At 69.8% G+C, this 15453-nt stretch carries 12 protein-coding genes; 5 read left to right on the top strand and 7 right to left on the bottom strand.

What is annotated here, in order from left to right; translation table 11 throughout:
* Positions 1-24: 24 nt before the first annotated feature.
* The gene (gene argH, locus H512_RS0113050) at positions 25-1404 is read right to left on the bottom strand and encodes an argininosuccinate lyase (protein WP_026783834.1); all 1380 of its coding nucleotides are present in this window, start codon (positions 1402-1404) and stop codon (positions 25-27) included.
* Positions 1405-1435: 31 nt separating this feature from the next.
* On the opposite strand from argH, the gene H512_RS23905 reads away from it, so the two are divergent.
* Complete coding sequence (locus tag H512_RS23905) at positions 1436-2071, top strand: TlpA disulfide reductase family protein (RefSeq protein ID WP_036791570.1); 636 nt, start codon at positions 1436-1438, stop codon at positions 2069-2071.
* Positions 2072-2079: 8 nt separating this feature from the next.
* Here the strand turns inward: H512_RS23905 and H512_RS0113040 are convergent, their stop codons facing one another.
* The 3 genes from H512_RS0113040 to H512_RS23900 all read right to left on the bottom strand — a co-directional run bounded on the left by H512_RS0113040 (position 2080) and on the right by H512_RS23900 (position 5020).
* Positions 2080-2331, bottom strand: coding sequence for a hypothetical protein (locus tag H512_RS0113040; protein ID WP_169507158.1), 252 nt, complete (start codon positions 2329-2331; stop codon positions 2080-2082).
* A gap of 306 nt (positions 2332-2637) precedes the next feature.
* A complete protein-coding gene (locus H512_RS0113035) occupies positions 2638-3867 on the bottom strand; it encodes a CobW family GTP-binding protein (protein WP_245585407.1) in 1230 nt (409 codons plus the stop codon).
* 22 nt (positions 3868-3889) lie between these two features.
* Positions 3890-5020, bottom strand: coding sequence for a D-alanyl-D-alanine carboxypeptidase family protein (locus tag H512_RS23900; protein WP_053239835.1), 1131 nt, complete (start codon positions 5018-5020; stop codon positions 3890-3892).
* Between the two features lie 190 nt (positions 5021-5210).
* Between H512_RS23900 and H512_RS23895 the strand changes: the two genes are divergently transcribed.
* The 4 genes from H512_RS23895 (at position 5211) to H512_RS0113010 (ending at position 10603) form a co-directional block, all read left to right on the top strand.
* Positions 5211-7610, top strand: coding sequence for a TIGR02302 family protein (locus H512_RS23895; protein WP_053239834.1), 2400 nt, complete (start codon positions 5211-5213; stop codon positions 7608-7610).
* Between the two features lie 333 nt (positions 7611-7943).
* The gene (locus tag H512_RS0113020) at positions 7944-8690 is read left to right on the top strand and encodes an electron transfer flavoprotein subunit beta/FixA family protein (RefSeq protein WP_026783831.1); all 747 of its coding nucleotides are present in this window, start codon (positions 7944-7946) and stop codon (positions 8688-8690) included.
* Between the two features lie 23 nt (positions 8691-8713).
* The gene (locus H512_RS0113015) at positions 8714-9652 is read left to right on the top strand and encodes an electron transfer flavoprotein subunit alpha/FixB family protein (protein WP_026783830.1); all 939 of its coding nucleotides are present in this window, start codon (positions 8714-8716) and stop codon (positions 9650-9652) included.
* A gap of 72 nt (positions 9653-9724) precedes the next feature.
* Positions 9725-10603 (top strand): 3-hydroxybutyryl-CoA dehydrogenase, encoded by an 879-nt coding sequence (locus H512_RS0113010; protein ID WP_026783829.1) that lies wholly within the window; start codon positions 9725-9727, stop codon positions 10601-10603.
* A gap of 22 nt (positions 10604-10625) precedes the next feature.
* Here H512_RS0113010 and H512_RS0113005 read toward each other — a convergent pair whose 3' ends face one another.
* The 3 genes from H512_RS0113005 to H512_RS0112995 form a co-directional block, all read right to left on the bottom strand.
* Positions 10626-13109, bottom strand: coding sequence for a glycoside hydrolase family 2 protein (locus H512_RS0113005; protein ID WP_026783828.1), 2484 nt, complete (start codon positions 13107-13109; stop codon positions 10626-10628).
* A 152-nt stretch (positions 13110-13261) separates the two neighbouring features.
* A complete protein-coding gene (locus H512_RS23890; protein WP_084798470.1) occupies positions 13262-14284 on the bottom strand; it encodes a LacI family DNA-binding transcriptional regulator in 1023 nt (340 codons plus the stop codon).
* A gap of 172 nt (positions 14285-14456) precedes the next feature.
* Positions 14457-15398, bottom strand: a complete 942-nt coding sequence (locus H512_RS0112995; RefSeq protein WP_026783827.1) for an SMP-30/gluconolactonase/LRE family protein — start codon at positions 15396-15398, stop codon at positions 14457-14459.
* Positions 15399-15453 lie beyond the last annotated feature (55 nt).

Here is a 15453-nt window from a genome sequence, read left to right as displayed (position 1 = left end):
GCCCCGAAGGGGTTCACGCCGTCGTCAGCCGATCAGCGCCTGCCAGCGCTTGACTTCCGCCCGCACGTTGTCGGGCGCCGTGCCGCCGTGCGAGGTGCGGCTCCTGACGGAATTCTCGACGGTGAGCACATCGTAGACCGCTTCGGTGATGCCGTCATGCACCGTTTTCATGTCGGCAAGCGAGAGGTCGGCCAGCTCGACGCCGCGCTCGGCGGCCATCGCCACCAGGCGGCCGGTGACGTGATGGGCGTCGCGGAACGGCAGGCCGGGCACCCGCACCAGCCAGTCGGCGAGGTCGGTGGCGGTGGAGAAGCCCGAGCCGGCGGCCGCCGCCATGCGCTTGATGTCGGGCTGGAGGTCGCCCACCATGCCGGTGGTGGCGGCGAGCGCCAGCGACAGGCTCTCGAAGGCGTCGAACACCTGCTCCTTGTCCTCCTGCATGTCCTTCTGGTAGGCGAGCGGCAGGCCCTTCATGACGATCAGCAGCGCGTTCATGTCGCCGATGATGCGGCCGGCCTTGGCACGCACCAGTTCGGCGGCGTCCGGGTTGCGCTTCTGCGGCATGATCGACGAGCCGGTCGAGAAGGCGTCGGAGAGGCGCACGAAGCCGAACTGCGCCGACGACCAGATGACGATCTCCTCGGCAAGGCGGGAGAGATGCACGGCGACGATCGACGCCGCCGCCATCGCCTCCAGCGCGAAGTCGCGGTCGGAGACGCTGTCGAGCGAGTTGGCGGTGGGGCGGTCGAAGCCGAGGCTCGCCGCCGTCATGTGGCGGTCGATCGGAAACGAGGTGCCGGCCAGCGCCGCCGCGCCGAGCGGGCATTCGTTGAGGCGCCGGCGGGCGTCCTGCACCCGGCCGCGGTCGCGGGCCAGCATCTCGACATAGGCGAGCAGATGATGGCCGAAGGTGACCGGCTGCGCCGATTGCAGGTGCGTGAAGCCGGGCATCACGGTGCCGGCGTGCTCGCCGGCCCGCGCCACCAGGGCGCCCATCAGCTCGGCAAGCTGGTCGTCGAGATGGTCGAGGCCGTCGCGCACCCAGAGGCGGAAATCGGTCGCCACCTGGTCGTTGCGCGAGCGCGCGGTGTGCAGGCGGCCGGCCGCCGGGCCGATCAGCTCCTTGAGGCGCTGCTCGACATTCATGTGGATGTCTTCGAGGGCGCGCGAGAAGGTGAAGCGTCCCTCGTCGATTTCCGCCTTGATCGCGTCGAGACCTTCGGCGATCTTGCCGGCGTCGCCTTCGGAGATGATGCCGCGGGCGGCGAGCATTTCGGCATGCGCCTTGGAGCCGGCGATATCCTGGGCGTAGAGCTTCCGGTCGAAGTCGATGGAGGCGTTGATCTCCTCCATGATCGCGGACGGCCCAGCCGAAAACCGGCCGCCCCACATGCGGTTGCTCATCGGGTGCACTCCAGGAAACGAGGATCGATCGATGCCGTTCAAGCCTTCCCGCCGCGCCTTCGCCGCGATGGCGATCGTTGCGGTGGCCGCCGGCCTCGCTGCGGTATACGTGACGGAGAGGGGCGCTGTCGAGAGCGGCGGCCGCTGCGCCGCCAAGGCGGCCGCCGCGGCGAAGCTAAAGCCCTTCGCCACCGGCGACCTGTCGGCGCTGCTGGTCGCCGACCGGCCGGCCGACCTGTCAACCCTCGTCCTCCGCGCCCCCGACGGCGGCGAACGCCGCCTCGCCGACCTCGGCAACCGCACGCTTGTCCTCAACATGTGGGCGACCTGGTGCGTGCCCTGCCGCACCGAGATGCCGCACCTTCAATCCCTTCAGGAGAAGCGGGGCGGCGGCGACTTCGCGGTGGCCGCCCTCAACGTCGACGTCGGCGGACCGGACAAGCCGAGCCGCTTTCTCGCCGACATCGGCGCCACGTCGCTCATCGACCTGCGCGACCCGGAGATGGCCGCCTTCAACGCGCTGAAGTCGAAGGGGCTGGTGTTCGGTCTGCCGACCACCTTCGTAGTCGATCGCGACGGCTGTGCGCTGGCCTCACTGGCCGGCCCGGCGCAATGGGACTCGCCGGCGGCGCTGGCGCTCGTCGAGGCGGCAGTCAGGTCGCAGTGAGAACGCAGTCAGGCGTGGCTGCGGCGGGGGAAGCCGACGCGCGGCAACTGGCGCTCGAACCAGCCGGTGAGGCGGTCGAGATGGTCGACGTCGCCCTCGCGGCGGGTGACCGTCGCCTTGCGGCGTTCGGTGGTGCTCATGGCGCGGAAGCGAGCCAGCGCCCGCTGGTGCGACACCTCGACGACGCGGACGACCACCACGTGGTCGCCGTCCATCCACGAAAACAGGAACGGTTCCGGCTTGGCAAGCATGGTCAACACGTTCTCAATCCCGTCTTGGTCGGGAGTTCGTAGCGCGCCCCGAGACGCCCGACCACTCCGGTTCCAAGGATCGAACCGTTATGGTTAACGGATCATTAACAGCGCCGCGTTGCAAGTTTGCCACCGTTGGTAAACAATGAAAATTACCTCCGGAAATGGCAATTTTGCCAATGATATGAAAAAATTTTAGCAACAGCGCGCCCATAAAAAAATGTGGATAAACTGTGTCTTTCCGCGTTCCCGACTTGCCAGGCGGAAGCGGCGGAATGCCGTCATGCGTAAAACAACGTATTAGCCGACGGCGCCTCAGGCTCGCCGCGATGGCGGCGTGAAGCCGGAAAGCGACAGCGGACTGTCGGTCATCGCCGCGCGGTCGGGCGTGTCGGGGGCGAGCACGCCGCAGAAGGCGTCGAACAGCCGCCGCACCTCATCCTCGGGCAGATCGCGGGTGATGAACACCAGCCGCGTCCGATGATCGGCATCCGGCCAGGCGGCGAGACGCAGCGGCGGATGGAACAGCTCCTGCACGGCATGGACGACCAGCGGCCGGTCGGGATCGTCGGCCAGCCGGATCACCCCCTTGAGGCGCAACAGCTTCGGCCCGTGGGCGGCGCGCAATAGCTCCAGGAACATCTCGACGGCGCCGGCCGGTACCGCCTGGTCGGCGACCAGCGAGAAGGCGCGGACGCCGTCGTGTCGGCTGTGGTCATGCCCGCCATCCTCATGACCATGGTGGTGATGATGGTCCGGATGGTCGCAAGCCTCGCCGGCGCAGTCGTGGTCATGATGGTGCCCATGATGATGATGGTGATCATGATGGGTGTGCGCCTCGAAGGCTTCGGCATTGAGCCAGCGCCGCACGTCGGCCGTCTTGGTGGCGGGATCGAACAGGCCGCAATCGAGGAGGTCGGCCGGCGTGGCCGCGGCGGCGTCGACCAGCGGCGCGCCGGGATTGAGCGCCTTCAGCCGCCGCGTCAATGCCGGCAGCCGCGCCGCGCCCTCGGCGAGGTCGGCCTTGGCGATCACCAGCCGGTCGGCCACCGCCGCCTGCTTCACCGCCTCCGGATGCTCGTCGAGCGTGCGCTCGCCGTTGACCGCGTCGACGACGGTGATCACCCCGTCCACCGCATAGCGCAGCGACAGGTAGGGATGGGCGGTCAGCGTCGCCAGCACCGGCACGGGATCGGCGAGGCCGGTGGTCTCGATGACGATGCGGGAGAGCGTCTCTATGCGGCCGTTATCGAGCCCGCGCAGGAAATTCTCCAGCGTCGTCACCAGTTCGCCGCGCACCGTGCAGCACAGGCACCCCGACGACAGCTCGACGATGCCGTCGTCGGCCGCCTCGACCAGCAGGTGGTCGATGCCGATCTCGCCGAACTCGTTGATGATGAAGCCGGTGCCGGCCAGCGCCGGATCGTGGACCAGACGGTTGATGAGGCTGGTCTTGCCGGCCCCGAGGAAGCCGGTGAGGATCGTCACGGGGATGGCGGGCCTTGCCCCGCGCGGGCGCTCGGTTTCGGTCACGGCTTCGGGCACGGCCTCGGTCCTCGGCAAGGGGTCAGCGGGCGGGTTTCGGCAGCGGCAGCGGCACGGCGACGGCCGGCTTGTCGGCCTTGGCCTCGACCACCGGCTCCACCGGGTCGGGCATGTCGCTGGCGCCGCCGAGGCTGATGGGGATCGGGTCCATCACCTTGAAGCGCGGCACCAGGTAGCTGGCCGGCTGGTTGTCGTCGCCGTCGCCGAGATCCTCGCCGACCGGCGCCTTGGCGCCCTTCTTGCGCTTGGGGCAGGCGAGGTCGCGCATGTCGGCGACGGTGGTCGCCACCGGCCCGCGCGGCGTGAGGCGGTCGAGCGTCACCGACGCCGCGGTGGCCGGCGTACGGAACGAGGCTTCAAGCAGGTTGGCCGCCAGCTCGTCGCGCTCCCTGGCCGTCTTGCCGCCCAGCACGATGGTCAGCACCCGGCGGCCGTTGCGCGTCGCCGTCGCCACCACGTTGAAGCCGGACGAGCAGATGAAGCCGGTCTTCATGCCGTCGGAGCCCGGATAGCGCTCGAGAAGGTTGTTGTGGTTCTGGATGATCTTGCCGCCGAGCGACAGCGCCGTGGTGCGATATAGCTCCTGATAGCCGGGGAACTCGCTGATCAGCGCCCGGGCGAGCAGCGCGTAGTCGCGCGCCGTCGTCCACTGGCCGGGGTCGGGCAGGCCGTTGGCGTTGTTGAAATGCGTGCCGGTCATGCCGAGGCGGGCGGCGGCGGCGTTCATGCGGGCGACGAAACCGGGCAGGCCGCCGCCCACCCTTTCGGCCAGCGCATAGGAGACATCATTGGCCGACTTGACCATGATGATGCGGAGCGCCGTGTTGATGGTCAGCACCGTTCCCGGCTTGAAGCCCATCTTCGAGGGCTGCTCGCGCGTCGAGGCCGGCGTCATCACCACGCCGGAATCGCCCTTCAGCTCGCCGGCCTTGATGGCGGAGAGCGTCACGTAGACGGTCATCAGCTTGGTGATCGAGGCGGGATACCAGGGATCGAAGCTCTGGTTCTCGGCCAGCACCGCGCCGGTGGCGAGGTCGACGGCGAGATACGGAGCGGCTCCGGCGCCGCCGGCGAGGCTCAGGAACAGCGGCAGCGCCAGGGCGAGGCGGAAAAGACGGCGGGCGCGGCCACGCGGGCCGGATATCGTCGGCAAGGCTTTCTTCCCGGAAAACGGTCGTCCACGGACCAGTGATCTTAGCCGAAGGTCGCGCTTTCCGCAAAGGCGGCGGCGCGGCCGGCGCTTACCCGTTGTCCCCCGAAGGCGGCCAGAATGCGGCGACACCCTTATCTTCGGCCCAATTCACCTCTAAAGTGACCCACAGGACACAGCCAGGGAAGGCTCGATGACAGACGCACCGCACCAGCCCGACCACCGGGACGGCCTGCCGCCCGAAGCGTCGCGCGCCGTGGCGCTCTCCGGTCTGGCGCTCGTCTGGGAGGGCCTGTGGCCGCGCCTGGCGCTGCTGCTGTCGATCGCCGGCGCCTTCCTGGCGCTCGCCTGGCTCGGCGCCTTCGAGCGGCTGCCCGCCGCCCTCCGTCTCGCCGCCGCCGGCCTGTTCGCCGTCGCCCTGCTGTTCGCTCTCGTCAATCTCCTGCGGACGCCCCGGCCGGACCGCCGGCAGGCCGCCGACCGGCTGGAACGCGGCGTGCCGCATCGGCCGCTCAGCGCCTTCCTCGACCGGCCGGCAATGCCCGGCGACGCCACGGCCGACGCGCTGTGGCAGGCTCACCGCCGGCGTCTCCTGGCACGTCTGACCACCCTGCGGCCCCGGCTGCCGTCGCCGCGTCTCGACCGCGCCGATCCCTACGCCTTGCGGGCCGCCGTCTTCCTGGCGGTCATCGTCGGCTTCTTCGCCACCGCCGACCACCTCGGACCGCTCGCCGCCGCCTTCCGCCTGCCGGCCGCCGCGCCATCCGACATCCGCGTCGACGTCTGGGCGAGCCCGCCGGCCTATACAAACCTGTCGCCGCGTGCCCTGGTGACGGCCAACGGCGCCGCCGCCGCGCCGGTCGTGCTGCCGGAAGGCACCATGCTGGCTGTGCGGCTCGCCGGCGTCGGCTCGCCGGCCGTCGCCTTCGCCGAGGCCGACAAGCCGCCGGTCACCCTCGCCGGCCGGTCGCCGACGGCCGGGCAGATCGCCTACGAGTATCGCCTCGCCGCCTCCGGCCGGCTGACGCTGTCGGGCGGCGGCCTGTCGCCCTTCGATCTGCCGATCGCCATCACGGCCGACAAGCCACCGGAGATTCGCCTCCTGGAGCAGCCGGCCGCCACCGCCCGCGGCGCCCTCCGCCTCACTTACGCGGCGGAGGACGACTACGGCGTCGCCGCCGCCCGCGCCGTGCTGGCGCCCGAATTGCCGGCCGGCGCCCGGCCGCTCGTTGCCCTCTCCGACGTGCCGCTCGCCCTGCCGCGCCGTGGCGAGACGCGCGCCGTCGCCACCGCCGACCTCACCACCCATCCGCTGGCCGGCAGCCGCGTCCGCCTGACGCTGGAAGCGCGCGACGACGCCGGCCAGGTGGCCGAGACGCCGCCGCTCGTCATCGACCTGCCGGCCCGGCCGTTCCGCAACCCGCTCGCCGCTGCCATTGCCGAACAGCGGCGCTTGCTGGCCGGCGACGCCAACCGCGCCAAGGAGGTGGCCGCCACCTTCGAGACGCTGGGCGACCTCGGCGCGCCCTTCCTCAGCGGCGCCGGCGAGGTGCTCGGCCTGCGCGTCGCCCGCAACCGCATCCTGCTCGCCCGCGACGATGCCGAGCTGAAGTCGGCGCTCGACTATCTCTGGCAGATGGCGCTGGCCATCGAGGCCGGCGATCTGGCGCCGGTCGAACAGCGCCTCGCCGCCGCCCGCGACGCGCTGAAGACGGCGTTGGAGAGCGGCGCCCCGCCCGAGGAGATCGCCCGCCTTGCCGACGAACTGAAGGCCGCCCTCGACGACTATCTGAAGGCGATGGCCGAGACGGCGGCCGGCAATCCCTCCCGCCTCGGCGACCTCGAGCAGCGGGGCGGCCAGCGCGTCACCGGCGACGATCTCAAGAACCTCGTCGACCGCATGCGCGAACTCGGCAAGCTCGGCGAACGCGACGCCGCCGCCGAGCTGTTGTCGCGGCTCGACGACATCCTGTCCGGCCTGCAGGTCGCCAGGCCGCAGTCCGGCAGCCAGAGCGATCCGACGCTCGACGCGCTCGCCGACATCATCCGCCGCCAGCAGGACCTGCAGAACCGCACCCACAAGCTGACGCCCGACGGCTATGCCGGCGAGGAATTCGGCGACGACAGCGGCGACCGGCAGGTGCTCGACGGCCTCGCCAGGGAGCAGGCGGAACTGGCTCGCCGCCTCAACGAGCTGATGGCCGGCCTGCCCGGCGGCCAGCCGGGTAGCGGCGAGGACGGCCTGCAGGGCGCCGGCCGCGCCATGCAGGACGCCGGCCGCAGCCTCGGTTCCGGCGACGCCGAAACGGCGGTGGGCGACCAGGGCACCGCCCTCGACGCGCTGCGGCGCGGCGCCCGCCAGTTGATGCAGGGCCGCGGCGAGCCCGGCGGCCTGGCCAACGGCGGCACCGATCCGCTCGGCCGGCCGACCGGCCGGCGTGGCCCCGATTTCGGCGACAGCACCCGCGTGCCCGGCGAGATCGAGGTGCAGCGGGCGCGCAAGCTCCTGGAGGAGCTGCGCCGCCGCTATGCCGATCCCGGCCGCCCGGCGCTGGAACTCGACTATCTCCGCCGGCTGATCGCTCCCTTCTGACCGCTTCAAGGCCCCTGCCCGCAGAACAGTCTCCTGAAGGTCGCGCCAGCGGTTTCCGGCGCCAGGCGGCGGCGCCCGAAGCGGGTCTTTCGGGACGAAGCCCCGAAAGACGAAAAAGCGGAGCGGACGCCAAGGACCGGAGGTCCGCCGGCGACCGAGGCAGAAAACCGGCAGCCGCGCCAGCGGCTTCCGGCGCCTGAGGCAGGCAAAAAACGCGCTTCAGCCCGCCGTTGACGACGGCGCGGACGGCCGCTACGGTCTCGCCTCGCGCGTCAAATCCGCCCGCCACCGGCCGTTTCGGCCCTCGCCCCGCTCTCCGGAGAGATGGTTCCGATGAAGATCCTGGTGCCCGTCAAACGGGTCGTCGACTACAACGTCAACATCCGCGTCAAGGCCGATGGTTCGGGCGTCGATCTCGCCAACGTCAAGATGTCGATGAATCCCTTCGACGAGATCGCCGTCGAGGAAGCGCTGCGTCTGCGCGAGGCGGGCGCCGCCTCCGAGGTGGTCGCCGTGTCGATCGGTCCGAAGGAAGCGCAGGAGACGGTGCGCACGGCGCTGGCCATGGGCGCCGATCGCGGCATCGTCATCGAGGCGGCCGGCCCGGTGGAACCGCTGGCCGTCGCCAAGCTCCTGAAGGCTGTGGTCGCCGAGGAGGCGCCCGGCCTCGTCATCCTCGGCAAGCAGGCGATCGACGACGACAGCAACCAGACTGGCCAGATGCTGGCCGCCCTGCTCGGCTGGCCGCAGGGCACCTTCGCATCAAAGCTCGCCCTCGGCACGGATGCCATCGAGGTGACGCGCGAAGTGGACGGCGGCCTCCAGACCGTGCGGCTGACGCTGCCGGCCGTCGTCACCGCCGACCTCCGCCTCAACGAGCCGCGCTACGCCTCGCTGCCCAATATCATGAAGGCGAAGAAGAAGCCGGTCGATGTCCGCGACGCCGGCCAGTACGGCGTCGATCTGGCGCCTCGCCTGACCGTGCTGAAAACCGCCGAGCCGCCGGCCCGGCCGGCCGGCGTCCGCCTCGGCTCGGTCGCCGAACTGATCGAGCGGCTGAACGCCGCCGGCGTCATCTGAGCCTTCGGGGGAATGCTAAAGCCATGACCACCCTTCTCGTCGCCGCCCACGACGGCGCTCACCTCAAGGACGCCACGCTGAAGGCGCTGACCGCCGCGCTTGCCGTCGGCGACGACATCCACGTGCTCCTCGCCGGTGACGGCGTCGCCGGCGCCGCCGCCGAGGCGGCGCGGCTGCCGGGCGTCGTCCGCGTACTGACCGCCGAGGCGCCGCAGCTCGCCCACGAACTGGCCGAGCCGCTCGCCGCGCTCCTCGTGTCGCTCGCCCCGGCCTATGGCGTGCTGCTGGCACCCGCGACCTCGACCTTCAAGAACGCCCTGCCGCGCGCCGCCGCGCTGCTCGACGTCATGCAGCTGTCCGACGTCACCGCCGTGCTCGCCCCCGACACCTTCGAGCGGCCGACCTACGCCGGCAACGCCGTGGTCACCGTGCGTTCGGCCGATCCGATCCGCGTCGTCACCGTCCGCACCGCCTCCTTCCGGCCGACGCCGGGCGCCGAACGGGCGCCGGCGCCGATCGAGGCGGTGGCCGTGCCGGCCGATCCCGGCCTGTCCGCCTTCGTCGGCGAGCAGTTCTCCGAGGCCGACCGGCCGGAGCTGACCTCGGCGCGCGTCGTGGTGTCGGGCGGCCGGGCGCTCGGCTCGGAGGAGCGGTTCCGCGAACTGCTGCTGCCGCTGGCCGACCGGCTCGGCGCGGCGGTCGGCGCCAGCCGCGCCGCCGTCGACGCCGGCTACGCCCCCAACGACTGGCAGGTCGGCCAGACCGGCAAGGCGGTGTCGCCCGACCTCTACGTCGCCATCGGCATCTCCGGCGCCATCCAGCACGTCGCCGGCATGAAGGACGCCAAGGTGATCGTCGCCATCAACAAGGATCCCGAGGCGCCGATCTTCCAGATCGCCGACTTCGGCCTCGTCGGCGACCTCAACGAGATCGTGCCGGAGCTGACGAAGGCGCTTGGTTGAGCTAGAATGACCTGATACGTGTCAAGAGGGGGCGCCGCCGGCCGGCGCCATCCGAGAGGGTCGAGGACTTCAATGATTGAAATCAAGTCGATCGGCGTCATGGGCGCGGGTCAGATGGGCTCCGGCATTGCGCATGTCTGCGCCCTCGCCGGTCTCGACGTGGCGCTCCACGACACGGCGCGCGACCGGCTCGAGGCTTGCCTCGAGGTCGTGTCCGCCAACCTCGGCCGGCAGGTGGCTTCCAAGAAGATCACCGAGGAGCAGCGGCGCGAGGCGCTCGCCCGCATCCGCCTGCTCGACGACCTCGACGGCTTCGCCGACACCGATCTGGTCATCGAGGCGGTGACCGAGAACGAGACCATCAAGCGCAAGGCGCTCAGCCGGCTCTGTCCGGAGCTGAAGCCCGAGGCGATGATCGGCACCAACACCTCGTCGATCTCCATCACCCGCCTCGCCGCCTCCACCGACCGTCCCGAGCGCTTCATCGGCATCCACTTCATGAACCCGGTGCCGGTGATGCAGCTCGTCGAGCTGGTACGCGGCATCGCCACCGAGGACGAGACCTTCGAGGCAGCGCGGAATTTCGTCTCCAAGCTCGGCAAGACAGTGGCCGTCTCCGAGGATTTCCCGGCCTTCATGGTCAACCGCATTCTGCTGCCGATGATCAACGAGGCGATCTACGTGCTCTACGAGGGCGTCGGCACGGTCGATTCCATCGACACCGCCATGCGGCTCGGCGCCAACCATCCGATGGGACCGTTGCAGCTCGCCGATTTCATCGGCCTCGACACCTGCCTCTCCATCATGCAGGTGCTGCACGACGGTCTCGCCGACAGCAAGTATCGCCCCTGTCCGCTGCTGGTGAAATACGTCGAGGCCGGCTGGCTCGGCCGCAAGACGCAGCGCGGCTTCTACGACTATCGCGGCCCGACGCCGGTGCCGACGCGCTGAGGCGGCGGCACCGGATGATCCCTCACTCTTTACGGACGACGATCCCGGCCGGCCGGTAGCTCGACCAGAGGTCGCGCACGACGAGGCCATCGACCGGATCGACGTCGCCCGAGCGCGACGTCCAGATGACGGAGACCGGCGCATCCGGCGTCACCAGCACGGCATTGTCGGAGAAGACGCCGTAGGGCGCCGCTTCCAGCGCCACATAGAAGGCCGGCGCCTCGGCGCTCAGGGTGAAGCGCCATTGCCCGATGCCCGTCTTCTGCGCCGACACCGTCAGGCCGGGGTCCACAAGGCGCAGCGCCTTGTAGGGCGTGACGGCGAGATGATCGAGGTGGTCGCCGAAGGGATCGCTCCAGGCGAAGGCCAGCACCGCCTCGCGGCCGCCGTCGGCCGGCACGCTGAGGAGCGGCACCGCCCGGTCGACCGGCACCGTCCGCATGAATTCGCCGGCCGGCCGGCGGCCGCCGTCGGTCGCCAGCCAGAAGGCCCGGCCGGACACCACCACCTCGGAGGGCGTGTCGTTGACGGCCACAAGCTCGACGCTGGTGCCGTCCGGCGACGGGATCGCCACCACGTTGACGGCGGCGAAGAAGCGCCGGGCCATCGAGTGCAGCAGCTTCCAGCGGCCGCCGTATTCGATCGACGACCAGGAGGCCACCGGATAGGTGTCGTTGAGCTGCCAGTAGAGCGCGCCCATGCACTCCGGCTTGATCGACCGCCAGAAGTCGATGCCGGTCTTCATGGCGAGGCCCTGCTGCACCTGGCTCAGATAGACGACGTTTTCAAAATTCTTCGGAAAGCGGAAGTAGCGCGAGATGGTTTCGACGATGCGGGCGTTGCCGCCGGCGTTCTTCTGGTGCAGTTCCATGGCCGGCGAGGCGATGTCGAGATCTTCCTCGGCGATGTAGCGGCGGAGCGTCGACAGCGACACGAAGGACTGGAAGCCGAACTCCGAGGCGAAGCGCGGCCGCACGTCGCGATAGGCCGAGAACGACTTGGCACCGTGCCAGACGTCCCACATGTGCTGGTCGCCGGAGCCTTCCGCCTTCCAGGCGTCGCCGAAGTCCAGCGGCCCCTTGGACGGCGACGACGGCCAGAACAGCCGGTCGGGATCGGCCCGGTGGGCGGCGCGCTCGATGGTGCGGTTGAGCCGGTCGTAGGCGACGAGGTAGCGGTCGCGGTTCTGCCGCGCGATCTCGAACCAGGTCAGCGCGCCGATCACCTCGTTGTCGCCGCAGTAGAGGGCGATCGACGCGTGGTGCGACAGCCGCCGCACCTGGTGCTCGATCTCCCGGTCGACCTCGGCGAGGAAGGGCTCGTCGGCCGGATAGAGAGCGCAGGCAAACATCATGTCCTGCCAGACCAGGATGCCGAGCTCGTCGCAGAGGTCGTAGAACCAGTCCGGCTCGTACTGACCGCCACCCCAGATGCGCAGCATGTTCATGCCGACGGCCACCGCATCCTCGAGTTGCGGCCGCACCGCCTCCGGCGTGATGCGCGACGGCAGGGCGTCGGCGGGAATCCAGTTGGCGCCGCGGCAGAACAGGTCGCGGCCATTGATGCGCACGGTGAGCGGCACGCCGATGGCGTCGCGCTTGATCACCACCTCGATCTGACGCAGGCCGATGCGCTGGCGGACGACGCTGTCGCCGAGGCTCGCCTCGAGATCGTAGAGCGGCTGGCCGCCCGAGCCGGCCGGCCACCAGAGGCGCGGTTCCTCGACCCGGAAGGCGGCGGTGACCACCGTGCTGCCGGCGGCATAGGCGACCGTGCGGGCGTGCCGCTGGCCGGCGAACTCGACGGTCAGCAACTCCTCGCCGTCCGAGGACGCCTCGATCCTGACGTCGACCTCCACCAGGGCGGCGCCGCTCTCCCCGTCATGGTACTGGCGGTGCTGGACATAGGCGATCCGCGGCAAATCATCCCGTTCGAGACGAATGGCGCCATAGAGACCGAACGGCATCAGCGCAATGCCCCAGTCCCAGCCGGCGTGGCACTGCACCTTGCGGAGAAGATTGATGTGCGCGAACGCCTGCATCTGGGCGCTGTAGGGCTGCTCGTAGGGCTGCGTCGCGGCGGCGGCCACGGCGGCGGCGGCATTGGAGCGGAAGACGATCTCGATGGTGTTGTCGCCGGCCTCCAGCGCTTCGGCAAGCTCGGCCCGGTGCGGCCGGAACATGCTGGCCGCGAACAGCACCGCCCGGCCGTTGATCCTGATCTCGGCGACCGTGTCGAGGCCGTCGACGCGGATCGCCCAGGGGTGGGACAGCGCCTCGGCGTCGATGAAGAAGGTCCGGCGGGCGATCCAGTCGCGCTCGGCCGGCCAGCGCGACGCCAGCTCGTTCTCGCCGACATAGGGATCGGGGAGCACGCCGGCGGCGATCAGCGCCGACAGCCCGTCGCCCGGCAGCGGCAAGGGCACGGAAATCGATTCATCCGCCGAGTGAAGCGTCCAGTTTCCCGCGAGGTCGGTCGCGGAGGCGCGATTGACGAGGTCAGCCATGGCAGTCCTGAAGAGGTCGGAGGCCGCTGCTCCCCAGGAATCAGCATCCCTTTTCCCACGGAGCGGCGGACGCGGGAAAACCACGGAAGCATAGCCCGGCGACCCGGACCGGGCAACTGAAACGATGCCGGAGCCGTGACGAGGCGGAAAACCTACCGCTTGGCCGGTACATGCATCTCGGCGGCGGCCAGTTCCTGGAGCTGGGTGATATCGGTTTCACCCTCCAGCCGGCGCAGCATCAGCCGGGTCAGCCGGCGGCCGGCCTCCTGCAGCGGGAAATAGAAGCTGACCGGCGTCGGCTCGACATATTCGATCAGCCGCGTGGTGGTGGAGGCGCAGAAGCCGAAGTCGGCGGGATCGAGGCCGATGTCGCGCAGGCCGGTCATCATGCCGAGCGAGGTGATGTCGTTGACGCAGATGAAGGCGTCCGGCGGGCTCTCCTGCAGCATCATATCCTTGACCGAGGCGCGCGTCCGCCGGGCGGTCAGGTCGAGGTCGAGGATCAGCCGCGGGTCGATCTCGATGCCGGCCTCGGCCAGCGCCTTGCGATAGCCGCGCAGCCGGTACTGCGAGAACATGAACTCGGTCGGCGGGTTGATCAGGCAGATGCGCCGGTAGCCGCTGTCGAGAAGATGGTGCACGGCGCGGAAGGTGGCATCCTCGTCGTCGATGTCGAACCAGGCGTGCGGCGTGAACAGCTCGGTGCGGCCGAAGGTGACGAAGGGAAAGTCGCGCTCCAGCAGGAAGCGGACGCGCGGATCCATCGGCAGCGTGTGGTCGAAGATCAGGCCGTCGGCGCGGCGACCGTCGATGATGGTCTTCAGCGCGTCGATCGGATCGGCGCCGGGGGCGAGCGGCACGGCGGTGACGGCGTAGCCGGCCGCCTGCGCCACCTCGTGCACGCCCTGCAACAGGCCGACCGAGCCGGTGTCGGCGATGTCATCAGGCGGCACCGCCGACATCAGCACGCAGATGGAATAGGAAAGGCCGGTGCGGAGCGTCAGGCCGCCGAAGTCGCGGACGTAGCCCAGCTCGGCCGCCGCCTTCTGGACCCGCTCGATGGTCTCCTTGCGAACCTCCGGCCCATTGCGCAAGGCTCGACTGACGGTTGTAATCGACAGGTCGAGGTGGCGGGCCAGACTTTTCAGGTTGAGCCGAGCACGATCATCGCCCACGTTGGGTCAACTCCGGAGACTGTCGATTGCCTCAGTTCAATATCGATTCTGCCGGGCCTGTCGACAGTTTTCTTGGGTAGGAACGCTTCCAGCATGCAGGTCTGCGTCCTGGAAACCGCAGTCATCACATCTGGTTAAGTGGTAACACTTATCGTTGTTCACTACTTTTGGACTAGGCTGCTCCTTGCCAGGCCGACGATCTCGCCCAGCCGGCCGGCGTCGCGTGGACATAGACCGCATAGAGCGACCATTTGGCGGTGATGTAGAGACGATTGCGCTTGGCGCCGCCGAAGCAGAGGTTGGAGACCGGACCGGGAATGTTGATGCGGCCGAGCAGCGTGCCGTCGGCGGCGTAGATGCGGACGCCGTCGCCGCAGGACGTCCAGATATTGCCGGCGGTATCGACGCGGAAGCCGTCGAACAGGTCGGCGTCGGCGGTGGCGAAGGGGCGCCCGGCACCCGCCACGGCACGGCCGTCGGCCGTCATGTCGAAGGCGTGGATCGCCCTGGGATGGCCGGACACATGGGTGGCGCCGGTGTCGGAGACGTAGAGGATGCGCTCGTCGGGCGAGAAGGCGAGGCCGTTGGGTCTGGAAAGGCTGGTGATCACCGCCGTCGTCTCGCCGCTCTCCGGGTCGTGGCGGTAGACGTGGCAGGCGCCGATCTCGCTCTCTGCCGCGTGGCCCTCGTAGTCGCTGTCGATGCCGTAGCTCGGGTCGGAGAACCAGATGCTGCCGTCCGACTTCACCACCACGTCGTTGGGCGAGTTGAGCCGCTTGCCCTCGAAGCGGTCGACGATCGTCTGCCATCGGCCGTCGAAACCGAGGCGGGAGATGCGGCGGCCGCCGTGCTCGCAGGCGACGATGCGGCCGAAGGCGTCGAGCGCATGGCCGTTGTGGTAGCCGCAGGGATGCTCGAACACCGAGACGGCGCCGCTCGTCTCGTCGTAGCGCATCAACCGATCCTCGGGGATGTCCGACCAGACGACGGCCTTGGCGGCCGGCACGTAGACCGGCCCCTCCACCCAGCGGCCGCCCGACCACAGTTGCTCGATGGCGGCGCTGCCGATGACCAGCGACCAGAAACGGTCGTCGAAGGCTTCGTAGTCGGCCATGCTGTCCTCCCCGGCGCGGCCGCGGGCAATCTTCGCCCGTGTCGGCTTGCGCGAC

This window comes from Pleomorphomonas koreensis DSM 23070 (assembly GCF_000425185.1).
Lineage (GTDB): Bacteria > Pseudomonadota > Alphaproteobacteria > Rhizobiales > Pleomorphomonadaceae > Pleomorphomonas > Pleomorphomonas koreensis.
The sequence above is the reverse complement of the archived record's forward strand: the minus strand, read 5'-3'. Positions and strand labels throughout refer to the sequence as shown.